Below are 19,652 nucleotides of genomic sequence, written 5' to 3'. Positions count from 1 at the left end.
GGCGCGTACAGCCCCCGCCAGAATCGATCGGACGTACGCCCGCACCGTACCCTAGGGCCCATGCCCAAGACGCCACTGCACCCCTCTCCCCCGCCGCTGGAGGCCAACGACGTCGCCATCGTCGGCGGCGGCACGGTGCTCTGGTTCGTGGCATTCGTGGTCCTGCTCCCGTTCTGGGGCACGCTCTCCGACCACGGCCACGGCAGCTGGCCGTGGATCTGCCTGGCCGGCGGCGGGCTCGGACTGATCGGCCTCTGGTACTGCCGGGCCCGCCGGGACGCCATCGCGCGCAGCCGGGCGGCGGCCGCCGCGGAGGCGCAGAATCCGGCCACCCGGTCGGACTGAACAGTCCTTTAGTAGCACGCATCGGACATAAGGCACCCGTAGAGTCGGTGCCATGACGCAGCCTGCGCAGCCCGCCGAGGAACAGCCCGCCGGTGACCAGCCGGACGGCGCGCACCCGCTCGGGCTGCTGCCCGGGCGGCACGGCGGGCTGACCGCCGGCGAGGTGGCCGAACGGGTCGCCCGCGGCGAGGTCAACGACGTTCCGGTCCGCTCCAGCCGCTCCACCCGGGAGATCGTCCGGGCCAACGTCTTCACCCGGTTCAACGCGATCATCGGCGTGATGTTCGCGATCATCCTGGTCGTCGGCCCGCTCCAGGACGGCCTGTTCGGCCTGGTCATCGTCGCCAACACGGCGATCGGCATCATCCAGGAGCTGCGCGCCAAGAAGACCCTCGACAGCCTCGCCCTGATCGGCGAGGCCCGGCCCCAGGTGCGCCGCGACGGCGTCGCCCAGCAGGTCGCCGTCGGCGAGATCGTGCTGGACGACACCGTGCTGCTCGGCATCGGCGACAAGGTGATCGTCGACGGCGAGGTCACCGAGGCGGACGGCCTGGAGATCGACGAGTCGCTGCTCACCGGCGAGCCGGACCCGGTGCTCAAGCACCCCGGCGACCCGGTGATGTCCGGCAGCTTCGTGGTGGCCGGCGCGGGCGCGTTCACCGCCACCAAGGTCGGCCGCGAGGCGTACGCGGCGCAGCTGGCCGAGGAGGCGAGCCGGTTCACCCTGGTGAAGTCGGAGCTGCGCAGCGGCATCGACAGCATCCTGCGGTTCATCACCTGGCTGCTGGTGCCGACCGCGATCGGCCTGATCATCAGCCAGCTGGCGGTGGAGGGCCGGGACTGGCGCGAGGCGGTCCGCCGGATGATCGCCGGGATCGTGCCGATGGTGCCCGAGGGCCTGGTGCTGCTGACCTCGGTGGCCTTCGCGATCGGTGTGGTCCGGCTGGGCCGCAAGCAGTGCCTGGTGCAGGAGCTGCCCGCGATCGAGGGGCTGGCCCGGGTGGACACCGTCTGCCTGGACAAGACCGGCACCCTCACCGAGGGCGGCATGGACGTCGTCGACCTGCGGATCATCGAGGCCGACGAGCCCGGCGGACCGGAGGACGGCGCCCGCAAGGAGACCGTCCGGCAGGCCCTGGGCGTGATGGCCGGCGCCGACGCCCGCCCCAACCCGTCGATGCAGGCCGTGCTCGACGCCTACGGCGACGGCAGCGGGGAGCGGCGCGACGGCTGGCGGGTGATCGAGGCGATGCCGTTCTCCTCCGCCCGCAAGTGGAGCGGCGTGCAGCTGCTGGAGCCGCGCGGCGACGAGGCCAGCTGGCTGCTCGGGGCCCCCGACGTGCTGCTGCCCTCCGGCCACCCGGCCCTGGCCGAGGTGGACGAGCTGGGCGCCCAGGGCCTGCGGGTGCTGCTGCTGGGCCGCACGCCCGTCCCGCTGGACGCCCCGGACCCGGCCGCCGGGCTGCGACCGCTCGCCCTGGTGGTGCTCCGCCAGCGGCTGCGCGAGGACGCCGCCGAGACGCTGCGCTACTTCGAGGGCCAGCGGGTCGAGGCCAAGGTGATCTCGGGCGACTCGGCGGTCTCGGTCGGCGCGGTCGCCGCCCACCTCGGGCTGCCCGGCGCCGAGCACCCGGTGGACGCCCGCACCCTGCCCACCGAGCCGCAGGCCCTCGCCGACACGGCCGAGCGCACCGCCGTCTTCGGCCGGGTCACCCCGCAGCAGAAGCGCCGGCTGGTCGGCGCGCTGCAGTCGCGCGGGCGCACCGTGGCGATGACCGGTGACGGCGTCAACGACGTGCTGGCGCTCAAGGACGCGGACATCGGCGTGGCGATGGGCAGCGGCAGCGACGCGACCAAGGCGGTCGCCCAGATCGTGCTGCTCGACAACTCCTTCGCGGTGATGCCCTCGGTGGTCGCCGAGGGCCGCCGGGTGATCGGCAACATCGAGCGGGTGGCCGGGCTGTTCCTGGTCAAGACGGTCTACTCGGTGCTGCTGGCGCTGCTGGTGATCTTCACCCACTCCCCGTACCCGTTCCTGCCCCGGCACTCCACCGTGCTGTCCACCCTGACGATCGGCGTGCCGGCCTTCTTCCTGGCGCTCGCGCCCAACAACGAGCGCGCCCGCACCGGCTTCGTGCGCCGGGTGCTGCGGCTGGCGATCCCGGGCGGCCTGATCGCCGGGACGGCCACCTTCACCGCGTACGCGCTGGCCCGCGCCGACCACGCGACCGATCTGGAGTCGGACACCAGCGTGGCGACCCTGACGCTCTTCCTGGTCGCGATCTGGGTGCTGGCGATCGTCGCCCGCCCGTACAACTGGTGGCGGCTGCTGCTGATCGGGACGATGGGCGGGGCGTTCACCCTGGTGCTGACCGTGCCGTGGCTCTCGGACTTCTTCCAGCTCTCGCTGTCCGGGACCCGGGACCCGTGGATCGGCGTCGCCATCGCGGTCGCCGCCGGGCTGGTGCTGGAGGTGGTCTGGCGGATCATGCGCCGCCGGACCGATGATTGACCGGGGACCGGGGAGCGGGCGACAGGGGGGTGCCGCGATGGGACGCAGGGGCGGTGAGCTGGAGGCCTTCGCGGCCTTCCTGGGCGGGCTGCTGGCCACCGGGGTACTGGCCCTGGCGATGGCGGGGGCCGGCGCGCTGGCCGGGATCGACGCCGGACCGCGGCTGACCAAGGTGGTGATCGCCGTCCTGACCGCCGCCTGGGTGGTGATCACCCTGGCGATCTACCTGCGGCTGACCGCCCGCGGCCGGACCCGCTCCGGCTCCCGCTCCTGAGGCACGGGAACCGGAGCACGGCGGCGCCCCTCAGCCCTCGAAGTCGCGGGCGGCGGACAGCTCGTAGGCGCGGTCCGGCTCGCTGAGCGCGGCCAGCACCTCGAACCGGCGGTGCCACTGCCCCACCGACCAGGCCAGCCCGGCGGCCAGCCCCTCCGGCGTGGCCGCGTGCAGCAGCCCGGGCACCGGCGGCACCTCGAACTCGTCGTCCTCGTCCGCCTCCTCGGCCGACTCCGGGTCGTACGGCGCCTCCGGGGTGCCGGCCGCGGGGTCCCAGCGCCAGTCGACGGCGGCCTCCTCGCCGTCCGGGCCGACCACCAGCAGTTCCTCGTGCTCCTCGTAGGCGGCCGGGCAGCCGGGCAGCAGCTCCCGCACCACGGCCGGCACCCGGTGCAGGGCGCCCTCGGAGAGCACCCGGCCGCCGGCCACCTCGCTGGCCAGCGAGACGTGCAGCCGCTCGGCGAGGTCGGCGGCGAGCGCCGGGGCGACCGGCAGCAGCGGGTGGTCGTGCAGCAGTTCCACCAGGTCGGGGGCGTCCGCGACGACCGCCTCGGAGGCGTCCACCACGATCGTCCGGTCGGGGCGGCGGCCGGTGGCGCGGTCCAGCGGCGGCACCGCCCGCACCACGTCCAGCGGCTCGATCCGCTCCGGCTCGACCCGGGCCAGCGCGCTGTGGATGCCGTGCAGCTGGCGGTGTCCGACCTCGGCGGCCGGGTCGGTGAGCCGGTCCAGCACCTCGTCCGGCCCGTGCGGCTCGGCGAGCAGCGCGGCCAGCGTGGTGCGCACCCCCAGCGCGTGCAGGAACTGCTCGTCCAGGGTGGTGCGGGCCTCGTCGTACAGGCCGCGCAGCAGCGGGTCGGCGCCGGCCGCGCGCAGCCCGGCGGGCTCCCGGCCGTCCAGCACCGGGTGGTCGCGCAGCCACCAGGCGGTGTACGGCGGCAGGTCGGCGTACGAGCCGTCCGGCAGCAGGGTGCGGACCGGGGTGACCACGGCGTCCCGGTACGGCGGGCGGGCCAGCGCGGCCAGTGCCTGCGGCCAGGCGTCGTCGTCCACCAGGTCCAGGTCGCGGACGGCGAGCAGTTCGGCGGCGACCGGCGGGACGCCCACGGTGTCCCCGTCGTCGGCGTGCAGCGCCTCCAGGGCGTCCTCGGCCCAGTCGGCCAGGCCGTCCGGCGCCTCGTCGATCAGACCGGTGGGGTGGCCGCCGGCCGCCCGGTCGGTGGGCGCGGTCGGGTCGAGCCGCTCCAGGTCGTCGGGGTCGAGCACCACGTCCTCGGCGCGGACCAGCACGAACTCGGCCGGCACGCCGGCGGCGGCGAGCACCTCCGGGCCCCAGCGCTCCAGCAGCTCGTCGTCCACCCAGGCGGCGTCGTCCTCGCGTGCCAGCGCGGCGAGCGGGCTGTCGGGGAGCAGCAGCTCACCGGCGCGGGCGGGCTCGCCCTCGTCGTCGAGCAGGGCCAGCCGGGCCAGCCAGGGGTGCTCGCCGGGCGCCGGGGCGGCCGCCCTGACCAGCGCCAGCACCGCCTCGGCGAGGTCGGCGGCGGCGTCCGGGTCGTCCTCGGCCAGCTCGTAGGAGCGGGCGACGGCGGCCCGTACCTCGGGCGTGTCCAGCACCCCGGCCGGGGTGGCCGCGCCGGCGCCGAGCTTGGCCAGCAGCGGGTGGGCGGCCTCCGGGTGGGCGAGCCGCAGGTCGAGCACGGCGAGCGCGCCGGCCAGCGACTCGGGGTAGCCGGGGAAGGCCGCCCAGTCGGCGTCGTCGGAGGGCAGCAGGACGCGGCGCGGGCCGGTGATCGTCCGTCCGTCGGCCAGCGGCACCGGCAGCGCGCCGAGCGCCTCCGGGTCGGCGCCGCCGAGCGCCGCGTACAGGTTGCGCCACCAGGCCGGCTCCCGGTCCAGGCCGCCCAGCTGGTCGACCACCTCGGCGAGCGGGACCCGGCGCACGTTGAGCACCCGCAGCTCGGTGCGGCGCTCCAGGCCGGCCGGCAGCAGGCCGGGGAAGATCGGCGCCAGCGCCTCGACCACCGAGCCGTCCGCGCCCTCCAGCAGCGTGGCGTCCCGGGGCCGCAGCGCGGGCGTGCCCTCCTCGACCGGCGCCGGGTGCGGCAGGAACGGCGTGCCGGGCAGCCGGGAGAGCACGGCGGCGCGCAGCGCGTTGTCCAGCGCGCCCTGGCCGAGCGGGCCGGGCACCAGGCCGAGCGAGCCGAGGTCGCCGCCGCGGGCGCGCAGCAGGTCGGCGTAGGCGTCGGCGGCGCGCTCGGTGAGGAAGTCGGCGAGCGGGCCGGGGGCGACGTGCCGGCGGGTGGAGTCCAGCGGGTAGGAGGCGATCAGCAGCGCGGGCAGGCCGAGCGGCTCGTCGCTGGGGGTGGGCGCGTGCAGCACCGGGGCGATCGCGGGCCGCTGCGGGGCGCCCTCGTCGGAGACCGGCACCGCCCAGGTCACCGTCCAGTAGGGGCGGGCGCGCTCCTCGGTGGGCCGGTCGGCGAGCAGGTCGGCGCCGAGCGCGCCGGCCGCCTCGGCGGTCTGCCAGACGGTGCGCCGCAGCCCGCCGCCCGCGTCGTCGGTGACGGTCACCTCGGTGACCCCGTCGGGCCGCGGCTCGGCGGCCGTACGGGTCAGGGTGCGGGTGCCCTCCGAGGTCTCCACCACCACCTCGGCCAGGCCGGGCAGGGTGAGCAGCAGCGCGTCGTCGATGCCGGCCAGCAGCCGGCGGGTGAGGTCCTCGGCGGCGGCGTCGCGCAGCGGCAGCACCACCACCGTGTCGTAGCCCTCCGGTGCCGGGCCCTCGGCGGCGAACGGCAGGCGCAGCAGCGGGACGTGGCCGTCCCGGCGGCGCAGCTCGTCGGCCAGCGCGGGCTGCTCCCCGGCCAGCGCCCGGGCCTCGCCGAGCGACCAGCGCACCCCGCCGGCCGAGCCGAGCACGGCGGGCTCGTCGGTGACGGCGAGGACGGCGGCGAAGCCGACGCCGAACCGGCCGACGGTGGTGTCGTGCCCGCCCCGCTTGGAGGACGCGCGCAGGGTGGACAGCGACTCCACGGCGGCGGCGTCCAGCGGCGCGCCGGTGTTCGCGGCGGCCAGCACGCCGTCCGCCAGGGTGAGCCGCAGCCGGCCGGGGCCGTGCCCGGCGCGGACGGCGGCGTCGGCGGCGTTCTGCGCCAGCTCGACGACCAGCCGGTCGCGGTAGCCGCCGAGGGCCAGTTCCTCCTCGGCGTTGGCGTCCTCCCGGAACCGGGCCGGGGAGGCGGCCCAGGCGTCCAGCACCCGACGGCGCAGCTCGGCGCTGCCGAAGGGGTCCGCGAGGTGCTCGTCCGTGCCGCTGCCGATGATCCGAGGTTCCACTGGACCTGCCGCCTTCCGCCGCCCTGTTGTGCCCTACGGGGGCATTCTTCCCTGCCGGAAGGACTGCTCCGGACACGCCCCCGGCGGCGGCACGCCTCCGGGGCCCACCGCGACGCGGGCGGCGACGGGGCGGCGATGCGGGCGGCAACGGCGGCGGCCCGCCCCACCGGGTGGGTGGGACGGGCCGCGGGCGGCTGCGCTCAGGAGTGGCCGAGCTCCTCGGTGGGCGCGTCCGGCTCGACCGAGCCGGAGAGCCGGTCCGGGTGCAGCGGCAGCGGCTCGACCACCAGCTCGTCCAGGATCAGCTCGGCGGGCGCCGGCGGGGCCGGGATGACGGCCGCCTCGGAGTGCCCGCCGCAGCCGTAGGCGAAGGAGACGATCTGGCCGTCGGCCGGGCCGAACTCGTTGCCGCAGACGCCGAAGGCCTGGCCGAGCGTGCCGCCGATCGGGACCAGGAAGCCGCAGCTGACGCAGGAGGCCGGGGCGGACTGCGCCATCGGGGTCTGCGGGCCGTGCGCCTTCTCCCAGCGGTCGGCGGCCAGGTGCATGCCGAGCCGGGAGAGCACCCGGCTGCGGCCCATGCCGAGTTCGTCGGCGACGGCGCCGATCTGCGCGCGCACCGGCGCCGGCTGGATGTCCGGGTCGGAGACCAGCACGTCCTCCTGCGCGGCCTGGGCCACCGCGGAGTTCGGCGCGGGCTCGTCCTCGCCGGTCCAGCCCGGCTCCAGGCGCAGGTCGTCGGCGTCGGTGGGCAGGAGGTCCCCGGGGCCCATGTCGCCCGGGCGCAGCCGCTCGCTCCACGGCACCCACTGCGGGGCGAGGATCGCGTCGGCGCCGGGCAGCAGCACGACCTCGTCCAGCGTCACGTTCTTGGCGCGCGGGGCGCGGGCCACGGTGACGGCCCAGTGCCAGCCCCGGTACGCCGCGTCCAGGCACTCGAAGGTGTGGGTGACGACACGGTCGGCCTCGGCCTGGACACCCAGGTGCGCGCCGACGGTCTCGGCACCGACGGCGTCCTCGGCGGCCTGGCGGGCGAGTTCGACGGCCTCGGCACAGAGCCGATCAGGGGTACGGCTTCGCATCGCAGCACTCACGGCGTCGATTCTCTCCCAGTTCTTCGGTCGCCCACGGCGAGTTGCCTGTTCCGTCGCGGCTCGGTTTCCCCGTCCATTCTGCGCGACCGCGGGCCGCCGCGGATACCGGCCGCGCCGCTCGGCAGGTCCGCCGGCGCCGGTCGGGCCGTCGGGCGGACCCTGGGCAGGCTACCCGCCGGTCGGCCACCCGGCACAGTCCGGGGCGTCAGCAGTGGCTCCGGAGCGTCCGGAACGGGAACGCCGGCCGTCGGCCGCGCGGCGCGGAGCGGAATCCCGCGTTGTCGTCCCGATTCTGGGGCAGGATGGGCATGTGGCGGACGAGAACCCGTCGCAGCACGCACTGCGGGCCTCGCAGGACGGCATTCCCGACGAGGCGAACGCGGTGCCGCGACAGCAGCCTCCGGTCCACGCTGCGGGCGAACCGCAGCCGGTGGACCCCTCGCCACTGCCCGCCGCCGACGGCCCCGGAGCCACCGGGCCCGTCGCGCAGGAAGCGGCAGAAGCGGAGAAGACGGCGGAAACGGCGGAGGCGGAGGAGCCGCGCCGGCACTTCCTGGTCCGCACCGCCTCCGCGGCCGGCTCGCGCACCGGCAAGGTGGTGCACGGCACCGGGCGCCGGATCCGCCGGGCCACCGCCGCCGAGGGCGCCGGCGAGTCGGGCCTGGCCAAGCTCATCGAACTGCACGCCCTGAACGCCTTCGGCGACATGCTGATCACCGTGGCGCTCGCCTCCACCATCTTCTTCTCGGTGCCCACCGGCGAGGCCCGCGGCCGGGTGGCGCTCTACCTGCTGGTCACCATGGCGCCGTTCGCCCTGCTGGCGCCGGTGATCGGCCCGCTGCTGGACCGCCTGCCGCACGGCCGCCGGGCCGCGATGGCGACCTCGATGCTGGCCCGCGCGGTGCTCGCCTGGACGATGGCCGGCGTGGTGGCCGGCGGCGGGCTCGCGCTCTACCCGGAGGCGCTCGGCGTGCTGGTCGCCTCCAAGGCCTACGGGGTGGTGCGCAGCGTGGTGGTGCCCCGGCTGCTGCCCAGCCGGCTCTCCCTGGTGAAGGCGAACTCCCGGGTCACCCTGGCCGGGCTGCTCGCCACCATGGTGGCGGCCGGCGTCGGCGGGCTGCTGCACCTGATCGGGCCGGGCTGGCCGCTGCGCGGCGCCTTCCTGGTGTTCGTGGCGGGCACCCTGATGGCCTTCCACCTGCCGCACGAGGTGGACTCGGCCAAGGGCGAGCAGCGCGCCGTGCTGCACGCCGAGGAGCACCCGGCGGACCGCCGCCACGCTGCGCCGACCGGCCGGGACGGCGCCGGGACGGGCGGGCCGGCCGCCGCCGGACAGCGGCCCAGGGCCTCGCTGCGCACCGTCGGCCCCTCGGTGATCCTGGCGCTGCGCGCGATGGCGGCGATGCGCTGGCTGGTCGGCTTCCTGGTGCTGTTCCTGGCGTTCCTGCTGCGCGACGACCCGGTCGGCGGCCTGCGGCCGACCCTCGCGCTCGGCCTGGTGGCGCTGGCCGCCGGGACGGGCAACGCGCTCGGCTCGGTGCTCGGCGCCTGGCTGCGCCCGCGCGGCCCGGAGCTGACGGTCACCGCGATGCTGCTGCTGGCCGGCTGCGCCACGGCCGCCGCGGCGCTCTGGTACGGCACGGTGACGGTGGTGGCGGTCGCCGGGACGGCCGGGCTGGCGGCCTCGCTGGGCAAGCTCTCGCTGGACGCGCTGATCCAGCGGGACGTCCCCGAGTCGGTGCGGACCTCCGCTTTCGCCCGCTCGGAGACGGCGCTCCAGTTGTCCTGGGTGGCGGGCGGCGCGGTCGGCATCCTGCTGCCGCTGAACGGCGCGCTCGGCCTGTCGGTGGCCGCCGCCGTGGTCGGCGCGGTGCTGCTCTGGACGCTCCGCTCGCTCCTGCGGGTGGGGGTGCGCCACCGCCCGGCCGCGCCCCGGGTGGCGTAGCGGGCGGTTCCGCGGACAACACGCGGTTTCCGACCCCCGCGCGGCGTGATCGCGAAAGCCCGGTAGCCTCTGACGCATGAGCCTCAGCACCCGCGCAGTCGCCGGCCTCGGCGCCGTCGTCGTCATCGCCGCCGGCACGGTCGGCGGGTCCATCGCCTACGCGTCGAACCAGCACGAGATCAGCGACCACCGCGCCACCCTGGTGGTCGGCAACTCCTCGCAGGCCCACGACCCGTTCTGCTTCAACGGCGGCCAGCCGCTGACCGAGCAGCAGCAGGAGGAGTGCCAGGACAAGGCCGGCAAGGCCCTGGAGGACGGCACCCTCCCCTCGTCCGACGTGACGGTCAGCGACCGGATCGGCGTCGGCGTCAGCCCGGAGGTGGCGGACCGCGGCTGGTGGGCCAACACCAACGGCGGCCAGCAGGGCCAGGGCGGCCGCTTCATCCTGGCCTCGGCGGCGCGCAACGCCACGTTCTCGGGCTCGGTCCCGGCCGGCAAGGCGCTCAACGCCTCCGGCAAGACCCTCATCACCGTGGTCGAGACCGACCCGAAGGCTCCGGACTCGATCTACGCCGTCTGGTACTTCCAGCTGAACACCCAGGACAGCTGACGGTCGTCCGGTGACGGTACGACTCCCCGGCGAGCAGTCGGACCCCGCGCGGGCCCGGCTGCTCGTCGTCGTCGCGGTGCCGGCCGAGGCCGACGCCGTGCTGCGCGGCCTGGGCGCTCCGCAGGGCCCCCGGGAGCGGGTGGCGCTGCCGGGCGGCGCGCTGGACCGCGTCGCCCACCCCTCGGGCGTGACGGTGGACGTGCTGGCCGCCGGGGTCGGCCCGGGCGCCGCCGCGGCCGCCGCGGCCACCGCGCTCACCGCCGCCCGCTACGACCTGGCGCTCTCCGCCGGGATCGCCGGCGGCTTCGCCCCCCGGGCGGCGCCCGGCGCGACCGTGGTCGCCACCGCGATCGTCGCCGCCGACCTGGGCGCCGAGACCCCCGAGGGCTTCGCCGACGTCACCGAGCTGGGCTTCGGCAGCGTCCGGCACACCCCGCCGCCGGCCGCCGTGGCGCTGGCCGCCGAGGCCCTGGGCGCGGTCACCGGGACGGTCCTGACCGTCTCGACGGTGACCGGCAGCGCCGGGCGCGCCGCCACCCTGACCGCCCGCCATCCGGACGCGGTCGCCGAGGCGATGGAGGGCTTCGGGGTCGCCGAGGCCGCCGCCCGGCACGGCGTGCCGTCGTTCGAGCTGCGGACCGTCTCCAACGCCGTGGGCCCGCGCGACCGGTCCGCCTGGCGGATCGGCGAGGCGCTGGCCGCGCTGGAGCGCGCCTTCGCCGCCCTGCCCCACCCCGCGCTAGTGAAGGAGGCCGGCCGTGGCTGAACGGCTGAGCATCGCGTACTCGCCCTGCCCCAACGACACCTTCGTCTTCCACGCCTGGTCGCACGGCCTGGTGCCGGGCGCGGACGCCCCCGAGGTCACCTTCGCCGACATCGACGTCACCAACGGCCTGGCCGAGCGCGGCGAGCTGGACGTCCTCAAGGTCAGCTACGCCGCCCTGCCGTGGGTGCTGGACGAGTACACCCTGCTGCCCTGCGGCGGCGCGCTGGGGCGCGGCTGCGGCCCGCTGGTGCTGACCCGGCCGGAGAGCGGCGACGACCTGAGCGGGAGGACCGTGGCCGTCCCCTCCGAGCGGTCCACCGCCTACCTGCTGTTCCGGCTCTGGGCGGCGAAGGCGGTGCCGGGCGGCCTGGGGAGGATCGTGGTGCTGCCGTTCCACGAGATCATGCCCGCCGTCCGGGACGGCCGGGTGGACGCCGGCCTGGTCATCCACGAGGCCCGGTTCACCTACCAGGACTACGGCCTGCGCTGCCTCGCCGACATGGGCGAGGCCTGGGAGCGGGAGACCGGACTGCCGATCCCGCTGGGCGCGATCATCGCCCGGCGCTCGCTCGGCACCGAGCGGCTGCGGGAGCTCGCCGGGGCGATCCGCGCCTCCGTGCGGCAGGCCTGGGAGGACCCGGAGGCCAGCCGCGGGTACGTGCTGGAGCACGCCCAGGAGATGGACCCGTCCGTCGCGGACCGGCACATCGCGCTGTACGTGAACGAGTTCACCGCGGACCTCGGCGAGGAGGGGCACGCGGCCGTGCGGGCGCTGCTCACCCGGGCCGCCGCGGAGGGGCTGGTGCCCCCGCTCGGCCCGGGTGCGCTGGACTTCTGAGCCCGCGCGTCCGGGGCCCGCTTCAGACGTCGAACTGGTCGGCCACCCCGCGCAGCAGCACGGCGAGCTTCTGGCCGGCCGGCTTGGCCGGGTAGCGGCCGTGCTGCAGGCCCGGCAGCACCGCGTCCATCATCGTGATGAGGTCCTGGACGAGCGCCGCCATGTCGTCCGGGCTCTTGCGCTGGGCGGCGGCCACCGACGGCAGCGCGTCCAGCAGCTGGACCTGCATCGCCTGGTCGCCGCGGTGTCCGGCGACCACGCCGAACTCGACCCGCTGGCCAGGCTTCAGCGACGTGATCCCGGCGGGCAGCGCCTTGGTGTGGACGAAGACGTCGCCGCCGTCGTCGCGCGACAGGAAGCCGAAGCCCTTCGTCTCGTTGAACCACTTGACCTGGCCGGTGGGCATCTCGAACAGTCCTCGATGTGGGTGTGAGGGATCCCGGGCCCTGGCCGGGGATCGCTGGGTGGTGGGAGAGCGGGCCGGCCTGGGGGCACGCCCGCAGGGGCGCGTACGGTCAGCACGCTGTAAGGAGCAGACTAACGGTCCGTCACTGTCTCATCCGCGTTCCGCACAAGATCCGTACGGAGCTCCGGCGGCCACGGCGGACCCGGGGCCGGCATGGCCGGGGCGCGGCTCGGCGCTGTCCACAGGCTCGCACCCCCGGTCGGAGAGAGCGGGGCGCACTGATCGCACCCCTCGGCACAGCCTGCATACCCCCGCCCAGCAGGGATCAAAACTCCCAGCGCCCGGAAAACTGCGCAACGTGACCGGGCCGCTCGTCCGCGAAGCGGTCGCGGCCGCCGCCGCCCGGCACCGCGCGGCACCGGCCCCCGGCGGCCTCTGCGAGACTGGGACGGCAGCCGAACCCGCCGTCCCGGCCGCAGAGGAGCAAGCCCCGTGAGCAGCCAGAGCGCCGACCGCGGCGAGGTCTACGTCAAGGCCGGAGCGATCGTCTTCGGGCTCGGCGCGCTCGCCACGCTCGTCACCTTCGTGCCGCTGTTCCTGCACCTGACGCCGCTGCCCACGGCCGCGTACTGGCTGAGCATGCTGATGCCGCTGGGCTTCCTGCTCGCCCTCACCGGCCTGCTGCTCTCCGCCCGGGCCCAGCGCCGCCGCTCCCGCGCGAACGCCTGAGCCGGGGCGCGCCGGACAGAACCTAGACGGCCTCGGCGAGGTGCCCGGCCAGCCAGGCCGGGAAGGCGGTGAGGTCGGGCAGCACCACGTCCGCGCCCGCCGCCCGGAGCTCCTCGGCGCCGTACGGACCGGTGGCCACCGCCACCGCGACGGCGCCCGCGTGCCGGGCGCCGCGGATGTCGCCGAGGTGGTCGCCGACGTAGACGGTGGCGCCGTGCTCGCGCAGCGCGTCGCCCTTGGTCTCCGCCCAGAGGTCGCCCGCCACCGCGTCCGCCCGCAGGCCCGCGTGCTCCAGGTGGAGCCGGGCGTTCGGCTCGTACTTGCCGGTGATCACCGCCACCCGGCCGCCGTGCGCGCGGACCGCGTCCAGGGCGGCGTGCGCGCCGGGCAGGGGGACGGTCGGCGCGAAGGCGTGGTCCCGGTACAGCGTGCGGTAGCGCTGCGCGACCGCCTCCACCCGCTCCGCCGGGAACCAGTTGCGCAGCTCGTCGAGGAGTGGCGGCCCGAGCCGGGTGACCACCAGGTCGGCGTCGATGGCGGTCCCGGTCTCGGCCGATAGCGCCAGGTAGGTGGCGCGGATACCGGGCCGGGTGTCCAGCAGCGTCATGTCGAGGTCGAAGCCGACGGTGAGCGGGGCGTCCGGGGTCGCAGGCATGCCGCCAGGCTACCCAACGGGGCGGGCCGGCCCGCCCCGCGCGGCCCGGCCGCCCCGTGCGACCCCGCGCGAGCCGGGTGACCCCCGACCTGCGCGAAGTAACGATTTGCCCCGGCTTCGGCGTGGAACTTAGGTTTACCTGAGCTATCTGCGAGAGAGAGCCATGACCGATACCACCGCGCCCGGCAGAGCCGGCCTGTTGCGCCGCCGCATCCTGTGGCTCGCCGCCGCGCTGGCCGTGCTGGCCGCCGCGGTGCTGCTGAGCCTGGCGGTCGGCAGCCGGAACATCCCGTTCGGCGACACCCTCGACGCCCTGCTGCACGGCGGGGACTCCACCGACGCCGTCGTGGTCCGCGAGCTGCGGGTGCCGCGCACGGTCGTCGGCCTCGCGGTCGGTGCGGCGCTCGGCCTGGCCGGCACCGTCATGCAGGGCATCACCCGCAACCCGATCGCCGACCCCGGCATCCTCGGCGTCAGCCAGGGCGCGGCGGCCGGCGTGGTGCTGGCGATCTCCGCGTTCGGGATCTCCACGCTCACCGGCTACGTCTGGTTCGGCTTCGCCGGCGCGGTGGTCGCCACCGTGGTGGTGTACGGGCTGGCCGGGCGCGGCCGGGGCGGGGCGACACCGGTCAAGCTGGCGCTCGCCGGCTCGGCGGTCTCCGCGTTCATCGCCTCGCTGAACACCCTGGTGCTCACCACCGACGCGGCCGCCATGGACCAGTTCCGGTTCTGGCACGTCGGCTCGCTCTCCGGCCGCACCGCGGACGTCGCCTGGCAGCTGCTGCCGTTCCTGGCCGTCGGCACGGTGCTGGTGTTCGCGGTGGCGCGCGGGCTGGACGCGCTGGCGCTCGGCGACGACACCGCCAAGGGACTCGGCGCGAAGACCGGGCTGGTGCGGGCCGTCGGCGCGCTCGGCGCGACCGTGCTGACCGGCTCGGCGGTCGCCGCGGCCGGGCCGGTCGCCTTCGTCGGCCTCGCCGTGCCGCACGCCGCCCGCGCGGTGGCCGGCGCCGACCACCGCTGGGTGCTCGCCCTCTCCGCCGTGCTCGGCCCGGCCCTGCTGCTGCTCGCCGACACCCTCGGCCGGGTGCTGTTCCCGCCCTCCGAGGTCCCGGCCGGTGTGATGACCGCACTGGTCGGTGTGCCGGTGCTGGTCGCCCTGGTCCGGCGGCGCACGGTGGTGGCGGCATGACGGCCCCGACCGTGCCGCTGCGCGGCTACACCGTGGTGCGCGCCCGGGGCGCCTCCTTCCTGCTGCACCGGCGCTCGGCCTGGGCGGCGCTCGGCCTGCTGGCGGCCCTGGCCGCCGCCGTCGTCGCCTCGCTCTGCCTGGGCGAGTCCACCGTGGCGCCCGGCGAGGTGCTGAAGGTGGTGTTCGGGCGGCCGAGCCCGCACGAGCTGGTGGTCGGCGAGTTCCGGCTGCCCCGGGTGGTGGTCGGCCTGCTGGTGGGCACCGCGCTCGGACTGGCCGGGGCGCTGATCCAGACCGTCGCCCGCAATCCGCTGGCCAGCCCCGACGTGGTCGGCGTCTCCTGGGGCGCCACCGCCACCGTGGTCGGCCTGCTGGCGTACGGCGTGGTCGGCTCCACCGGCGAGGTGCCGTACGCGGCCGTCGCGGGAGGACTGGCGGCCGGCCTGCTGGTGTACCTGCTGGCCTGGCGGCGCGGGCTGCACGCCCAGCGCTTCGTGCTGATCGGCATCGGGATCTCCGTCGCGCTCTCCTCGCTGACCTCGGTGTTCCTCACCAAGGGCGACGGCTTCCAGGCGCAGGCCGCCAAGGTGTGGATGACCGGCAGCCTGAACGGCTCCGGCTACGACCAGGCCGGCTGGCTCGCCTGGGTGCTGCTGGCCGCCGCGCCGCCGGCGCTGTGGGCGGCGCGGGCGCAGCGCTCGATCTCCTTCGACGACGCCACCGCCATCGGCCTCGGGCTGCGGCTGAACCGGATCCGGCTCGGCATGGCGCTGCTCGGCGTCGTGCTCGCCTCCTGCGCGGCGGGCGCGGCCGGACCGGTGAACTTCGTCGCGCTGGTGGCCCCGCAGATCGCCGTGCGGCTGGTCCGCTCGGCACAGATCCCGCTGTTCTGCTCGGCGCTCACCGGCGCGCTGGTCGTCGTGCTCGCCGACCTGCTGGCCCGCCGGCTGCTGGCGCCCACCGAGCTGCCGGTCGGCGTGGTGACCGGGCTGGTCGGCGCGCCGTACCTGATGTGGCTGCTGATCCGCTCCCGCCGTGGAGGTTCCTGAGTCGTGGAGGTCCCGATGCCCGCCGACGCCGAGTCCGTCGATGCCGTCGAGTCCGTCGACGCCGCCCGTGCCGTCGGGCCCGTCGACGCCGCCGGGACCGCGGACCGGGTGCCCGCCCACCGGCTGGAGGCGCGGGGACTCACCCTCGCCTACGAGGCGCGCACCGTCGCCGAGGAGCTCTCGCTGCGGATCCCGGACGGGAAGGTCACGGTGATCGTCGGCCCGAACGCCTGCGGCAAGTCCACCCTGCTGCGCGCGCTGGGCCGGCTGCTGAAGCCGGTGCGCGGCGCCGTGCTGCTGGACGGCGAGGAGCTGGCGCGCGTCCCCACCAAGCAGATCGCCCGGCGGATCGGGCTGCTGCCGCAGTCGCCGTCCGCCCCCGAGGGGATCGCGGTGGCCGACCTGGTGTCGCGCGGCCGCCAGCCGCACCAGAGCTGGTGGCAGCAGTGGTCGGCGGAGGACGAGGCGGCGGTCGCGGAGGCGCTGGAGCGCACCTCGACGGCCGAGCTGGCCGAGCGCGGCGTGGACGAGCTGTCCGGCGGGCAGCGCCAGCGGGTCTGGATCGCCATGGCGCTCGCCCAGGGCACCGACATCCTGCTGCTCGACGAGCCCACCACCTTCCTGGACATCGCGCACCAGGTGGAGGTGCTGGACCTGGTGCGCCGGCTGAACGTGGAGCGCGGGCGGACGGTCGTCGCGGTGCTGCACGACCTCAACCAGGCGGCCCGGTACGCGGACCACCTGGTGGCGATGCGGGCCGGGCGGATCGTCGCCGAAGGCCCGCCGGTCGAGGTGGTGACGGCGGAGCTGGTGCGCGAGGTGTTCGGGCTGGAGTCGGTGGTGGTGCCGGATCCGGTGACCGGGACGCCGCTGGTGGTGCCCGGCGCGCCGTGGACGGCCCGGGCGGACGCGTAGCGACGTTCTGCACCCCGATTACGCACCAATTCGGACATAATCGACGGACCGCGCTCACCCTCCCCGCCGTCCGAGGTCCCGATGCCCCCGCTCACCCGCCGCACCCTGCTGACCGCGCTCGGCGGGCTCGGCGGCGCCGCGCTCACCGGATGCACGACCGGCCCGGCCGCGCCCCCGCCGGCCGGCGCCCCGGCCGCCGCCGACACCCCCTCCCCCACCCCGCTGCCGCCCGTCACCGTGGCCACCGCCACCGGCCCGGTCACCGTGCCCGGCGCGCCGGTGCGGGTGGTCGCCCTGGACACCGCCGAACTGGACTCCGCGCTCACCCTCGGCATCACCCCGGTCGGCGCGGCCCGGCCCGCGGCGGACCACGCCTTCCCCGACTACTGGCCCGCCTCCCGGCTCGCCCGGATCGCCTACGTCGGCCCGGCCGGCGCCCCGGACCTCGCCGCCGTCCGCGCCCTGCGGCCCGACCTCATCCTGTCCAACCAGACCCGCGACGGCGACCGCTACGAGGAGCTGCGGGCGATCGCCCCGACCGTGCTCACCCAGACCACCGGCGCGCCCTGGAAGGCCAACGTCCAGACCCACGCCCAGGCGCTCAGCCGCCAGGACGCGGCGGCGGCGTTCGCGGCCTCCTACCAGCGGCACGTCAACCAGGTGGTGACCGCACTGGCGAACGCCAGGGCGGGCGGGCGGAAGGTCAGCCTGCTGCGCTTCGTCGAGGGCGGCGGCCTGCGGCAGTACGGCCGGCAGACCTTCCCGGGCACGGTGCTCGCCGACGCCGGCCTCGGCCGGCCGGACGCCCAGAACACCGACCAGGCCGACCAGGAGCTCCCGCCCGACCAGCTCGCCAGGGCCGACGGCGACCTGCTCCTCTACGCGGGCTACGGCGACCCGGCCCGCAACGGCCTCACCGCCACCCTGGCGAGCCCCGCCTGGCGGTCCCTGGAGGCGGTGAAGGCGCACCGCGCGTTCCCCGTCGACGACCAGCTGTGGTTCCAGGGGATCGGCTACACCGGCGCCAACTACGTCCTGGAACAGCTCCAGCGCTTCCTCGGCGTCTGACCGGGGCTCAGCCGCGCGGCAGGTCCGGCGGCGCGCCACGAGGACCTGTGGCGCGCGCTCACGACGGGTCAGTCCTCCTCGTCGGCGACGGCGTTGAGGGAGGTGATGAGGGAGGAGAGCCGGGAGTTCCAGTTCTGGGAGGTCTGGCCGTCGACGGCGTGCTTCCGGGCGAGGTCGCGGACGGTGCGCTGGGCGCTCTTCAGCTTGGCGGCGGCGTCGTCGGGCCGGCCCTCGTTGAGGCGGGCGGTGGCCTCGTCGAGGGTGCGCAGCAGCTCGACCTGGCGGGCGCGCTCCTTCTCCACCTGGGTCTGCGCGATGCTCTGGCGCAGGGCGTTGATCTGGATCAGCGGGGCCGGGTCGTGCGGGGCCGGGGTGGTGGCGGGGGCCGTCGGGACCGGGCGGGCGGACGGGGTGGTGGCGGTCGGGGTCGGCGTCGCGGTCGGGGTCGGGGTGGGGGTCGCCGCCGGGGTGGCGGGGGCGGTCGCGGTCGGGCGGGCGGACGGCGCGGCGGCGGGCGTCGACGGGTCGTCGAAGGCGGTGAGCCCGAGCACCGCGGCGCCCGCGACACCGGCCAGGCCGAGGGCGCCGAACACGATCGGCTTGCGGCGGCTCTCGCGCTCGGGCTGCGGCACCGGCGGCGGGGCCGCCGGGATCGGCGCCATCACCGAGGTGGGGGCCGGGGGCGCCGGCTGGGGCGGCAGGAGGGTGGTGTGCTGCTGGTCCGGGCCGGGAACGGTGGGGAAGGCGGGCGGCAGCGGGGCGGCGGCGAGCAGTTCGGTGGTCGGATCGGCGGGCACCAGCCCCGGCACGCAGGCCAGCAGTTCGGCCCGCGCCGCGGCGGCGTCCGCCGGACGGCCGTCCGGGTGCTTGGCGAGCAGCCGCAGCACCGCCGCGTCCAGCGCGGGCGGCAGGCCGGGCCGCCGGGCGGAGGGCGGCAGCGGCTGCTCGCCGACGTGCTTGTAGGCGATCGCCACCGGTGTCTCGGCGGCGAACGGCGGCGCCCCGGTGAGCATCTCGGTCAGCACGCAGCCGACCGCGTAGAGGTCGGTGCGGCCGTCCAGCGGGCTCGCGGTGGCCTGCTCGGGCGAGAGGTACGCGGCGGTGCCGAGCACCGAGGCGGTCTGGGTGAGGTTGTGCGAGGAGCCCGCCCGGGCGATGCCGAAGTCGACGACCTTCACCCCGCCGTCGTCGGTGATCATGATGTTGCCGGGCTTGATGTCCCGATGCACCAGGCCCGCCGCGTGCGCGTGGGCCAGCCCCTCGCAGACCGCGGCCGCGATCCCGACCGCCTGCTCGACCGGCAGGCCCGGCCGCAGGGCCAGCAGCGCGGCCAGCGAGCGGCCCTGCACCAGCTCCATCACGATGTACGGCGAGCCCTGGTCGACCCCGGAGTCGAAGACCATGACGATCCTCGGGTGGACCAGCATCGCGGCGTGCTGCGCCTCGCGGCCGAACCGCTCGGCGAACCGCGGGTCGTCGGCGAGGCCCCCGTTGAGGACCTTGACGGCCACCTGGCGGCCCAGGACGTGGTCCACCCCGCGCCAGACCGTGGCCATGCCGCCGACGCCGAGTATCTCGACGAGTTCGTAGCGCCCGTTCAGCGCGCGTCCGATCACCTGGAACCGCTCCCCTCAGAGGCCCCGCCCGGGGTCCCGGACCACCTCGTGCACCTGTGCACGATAGCCCCCGGTCACGACCGGTCCCCCGGCGGCGACCTGACGGGGCGGCGGCCCGCCGGAAGGGGTGGCGGCCGGGGAACCGGGCAGCGGATCCCCGACCGCCGGCTCGTGGGTCGTCCAGGACGACGGGTCACGATCGGTCCGGGTCGGACTGGTCGGGCGGGTGCCGGCCCGCCCGGACTGCGGGCGGGCGGGCCGGCGGGGTCCGGTCCGTCCGGACCGGCGGGCGCGTTCCGGGG

At 76.3% G+C, this 19,652-nt stretch carries 17 protein-coding genes; 12 read left to right on the top strand and 5 right to left on the bottom strand.

Going from position 1 to position 19,652, the window contains the following annotated elements; all coding sequences use genetic code 11:
• The first annotated feature begins 60 nt into the window (after positions 1 to 60).
• Genes ACFVVL_RS24820 through ACFVVL_RS24810 form a run of 3 tightly spaced genes read left to right on the top strand, consistent with a single transcriptional unit; the run spans position 61 to position 3,131 of the window.
• The gene (locus ACFVVL_RS24820; protein WP_380286909.1) at positions 61 to 345 is read left to right on the top strand and encodes a DUF2530 domain-containing protein; all 285 of its coding nucleotides are present in this window, start codon (positions 61 to 63) and stop codon (positions 343 to 345) included.
• A 52-nt stretch (positions 346 to 397) separates the two neighbouring features.
• Positions 398 to 2,857 carry an HAD-IC family P-type ATPase gene (locus tag ACFVVL_RS24815; RefSeq protein ID WP_380286908.1) on the top strand — a complete coding sequence of 820 codons (2,460 nt, stop codon included), beginning with the start codon at positions 398 to 400 and terminating at the stop codon, positions 2,855 to 2,857.
• Between the two features lie 37 nt (positions 2,858 to 2,894).
• Positions 2,895 to 3,131 carry a hypothetical protein gene (locus ACFVVL_RS24810; RefSeq protein WP_380286907.1) on the top strand — a complete coding sequence of 79 codons (237 nt, stop codon included), beginning with the start codon at positions 2,895 to 2,897 and terminating at the stop codon, positions 3,129 to 3,131.
• A gap of 30 nt (positions 3,132 to 3,161) precedes the next feature.
• Here the strand turns inward: ACFVVL_RS24810 and ACFVVL_RS24805 are convergent, their stop codons facing one another.
• Both ACFVVL_RS24805 and ACFVVL_RS24800 read right to left on the bottom strand, forming a co-directional pair.
• Positions 3,162 to 6,467, bottom strand: a complete 3,306-nt coding sequence (locus ACFVVL_RS24805; protein WP_387678725.1) for a sacsin N-terminal ATP-binding-like domain-containing protein — start codon at positions 6,465 to 6,467, stop codon at positions 3,162 to 3,164.
• 200 nt (positions 6,468 to 6,667) lie between these two features.
• Entirely contained in the window at positions 6,668 to 7,549 is an 882-nt protein-coding gene (locus ACFVVL_RS24800) for a DUF3027 domain-containing protein (RefSeq protein ID WP_380286905.1), read from the bottom strand.
• Positions 7,550 to 8,114: 565 nt separating this feature from the next.
• Between ACFVVL_RS24800 and ACFVVL_RS24795 the strand changes: the two genes are divergently transcribed.
• The 4 genes from ACFVVL_RS24795 (at position 8,115) to ACFVVL_RS24780 (ending at position 11,720) form a co-directional block, all read left to right on the top strand.
• Positions 8,115 to 9,506 (top strand): MFS transporter, encoded by a 1,392-nt coding sequence (locus ACFVVL_RS24795; RefSeq protein WP_380286992.1) that lies wholly within the window; start codon positions 8,115 to 8,117, stop codon positions 9,504 to 9,506.
• A 76-nt stretch (positions 9,507 to 9,582) separates the two neighbouring features.
• Positions 9,583 to 10,116, top strand: a complete 534-nt coding sequence (locus ACFVVL_RS24790) for a hypothetical protein (RefSeq protein ID WP_380286904.1) — start codon at positions 9,583 to 9,585, stop codon at positions 10,114 to 10,116.
• Positions 10,117 to 10,126: 10 nt separating this feature from the next.
• Positions 10,127 to 10,882 carry a futalosine hydrolase gene (locus ACFVVL_RS24785; protein WP_387678721.1) on the top strand — a complete coding sequence of 252 codons (756 nt, stop codon included), beginning with the start codon at positions 10,127 to 10,129 and terminating at the stop codon, positions 10,880 to 10,882.
• Positions 10,875 to 11,720 (top strand): 1,4-dihydroxy-6-naphthoate synthase, encoded by an 846-nt coding sequence (locus ACFVVL_RS24780; RefSeq protein ID WP_380286902.1) that lies wholly within the window; start codon positions 10,875 to 10,877, stop codon positions 11,718 to 11,720. Before ACFVVL_RS24785 ends, ACFVVL_RS24780 begins: the two co-directional genes overlap by 8 nt.
• Positions 11,721 to 11,742: 22 nt before the next feature.
• Here the strand turns inward: ACFVVL_RS24780 and ACFVVL_RS24775 are convergent, their stop codons facing one another.
• On the bottom strand, positions 11,743 to 12,126 hold the full coding sequence (locus ACFVVL_RS24775; RefSeq protein WP_350541364.1) for a cold-shock protein: 384 nt from the start codon (positions 12,124 to 12,126) through the stop codon (positions 11,743 to 11,745).
• 492 nt (positions 12,127 to 12,618) lie between these two features.
• Between ACFVVL_RS24775 and ACFVVL_RS24770 the strand changes: the two genes are divergently transcribed.
• The gene (locus ACFVVL_RS24770; protein WP_380286901.1) at positions 12,619 to 12,855 is read left to right on the top strand and encodes a hypothetical protein; all 237 of its coding nucleotides are present in this window, start codon (positions 12,619 to 12,621) and stop codon (positions 12,853 to 12,855) included.
• 22 nt (positions 12,856 to 12,877) lie between these two features.
• On the opposite strand, the gene ACFVVL_RS24765 is transcribed toward ACFVVL_RS24770, so the two are convergent.
• Entirely contained in the window at positions 12,878 to 13,510 is a 633-nt protein-coding gene (locus tag ACFVVL_RS24765) for an HAD family hydrolase (RefSeq protein ID WP_380286900.1), read from the bottom strand.
• Between the two features lie 163 nt (positions 13,511 to 13,673).
• Between ACFVVL_RS24765 and ACFVVL_RS24760 the strand changes: the two genes are divergently transcribed.
• From ACFVVL_RS24760 to ACFVVL_RS24745, 4 genes are all read left to right on the top strand, one after another.
• Positions 13,674 to 14,702 carry a FecCD family ABC transporter permease gene (locus tag ACFVVL_RS24760; RefSeq protein WP_380286899.1) on the top strand — a complete coding sequence of 343 codons (1,029 nt, stop codon included), beginning with the start codon at positions 13,674 to 13,676 and terminating at the stop codon, positions 14,700 to 14,702.
• Positions 14,699 to 15,751: a FecCD family ABC transporter permease gene (locus tag ACFVVL_RS24755; RefSeq protein ID WP_380286897.1), complete on the top strand. Its 1,053-nt coding sequence runs from the start codon at positions 14,699 to 14,701 to the stop codon at positions 15,749 to 15,751. Before ACFVVL_RS24760 ends, ACFVVL_RS24755 begins: the two co-directional genes overlap by 4 nt.
• Positions 15,752 to 15,766: 15 nt before the next feature.
• Positions 15,767 to 16,666: an ABC transporter ATP-binding protein gene (locus ACFVVL_RS24750; protein ID WP_387678714.1), complete on the top strand. Its 900-nt coding sequence runs from the start codon at positions 15,767 to 15,769 to the stop codon at positions 16,664 to 16,666.
• Between the two features lie 81 nt (positions 16,667 to 16,747).
• A complete protein-coding gene (locus ACFVVL_RS24745; protein WP_387678711.1) occupies positions 16,748 to 17,734 on the top strand; it encodes an ABC transporter substrate-binding protein in 987 nt (328 codons plus the stop codon).
• 68 nt (positions 17,735 to 17,802) lie between these two features.
• Here the strand turns inward: ACFVVL_RS24745 and ACFVVL_RS24740 are convergent, their stop codons facing one another.
• Positions 17,803 to 19,350 (bottom strand): protein kinase, encoded by a 1,548-nt coding sequence (locus ACFVVL_RS24740; protein WP_387678708.1) that lies wholly within the window; start codon positions 19,348 to 19,350, stop codon positions 17,803 to 17,805.
• Positions 19,351 to 19,652: the final 302 nt, after the last annotated feature.

This window comes from Kitasatospora sp. NPDC058115, assembly GCF_042884635.1.
Classification (GTDB): domain Bacteria; phylum Actinomycetota; class Actinomycetes; order Streptomycetales; family Streptomycetaceae; genus Kitasatospora.
The sequence above is the reverse complement of the archived record's forward strand: the minus strand, read 5'-3'. Positions and strand labels throughout refer to the sequence as shown.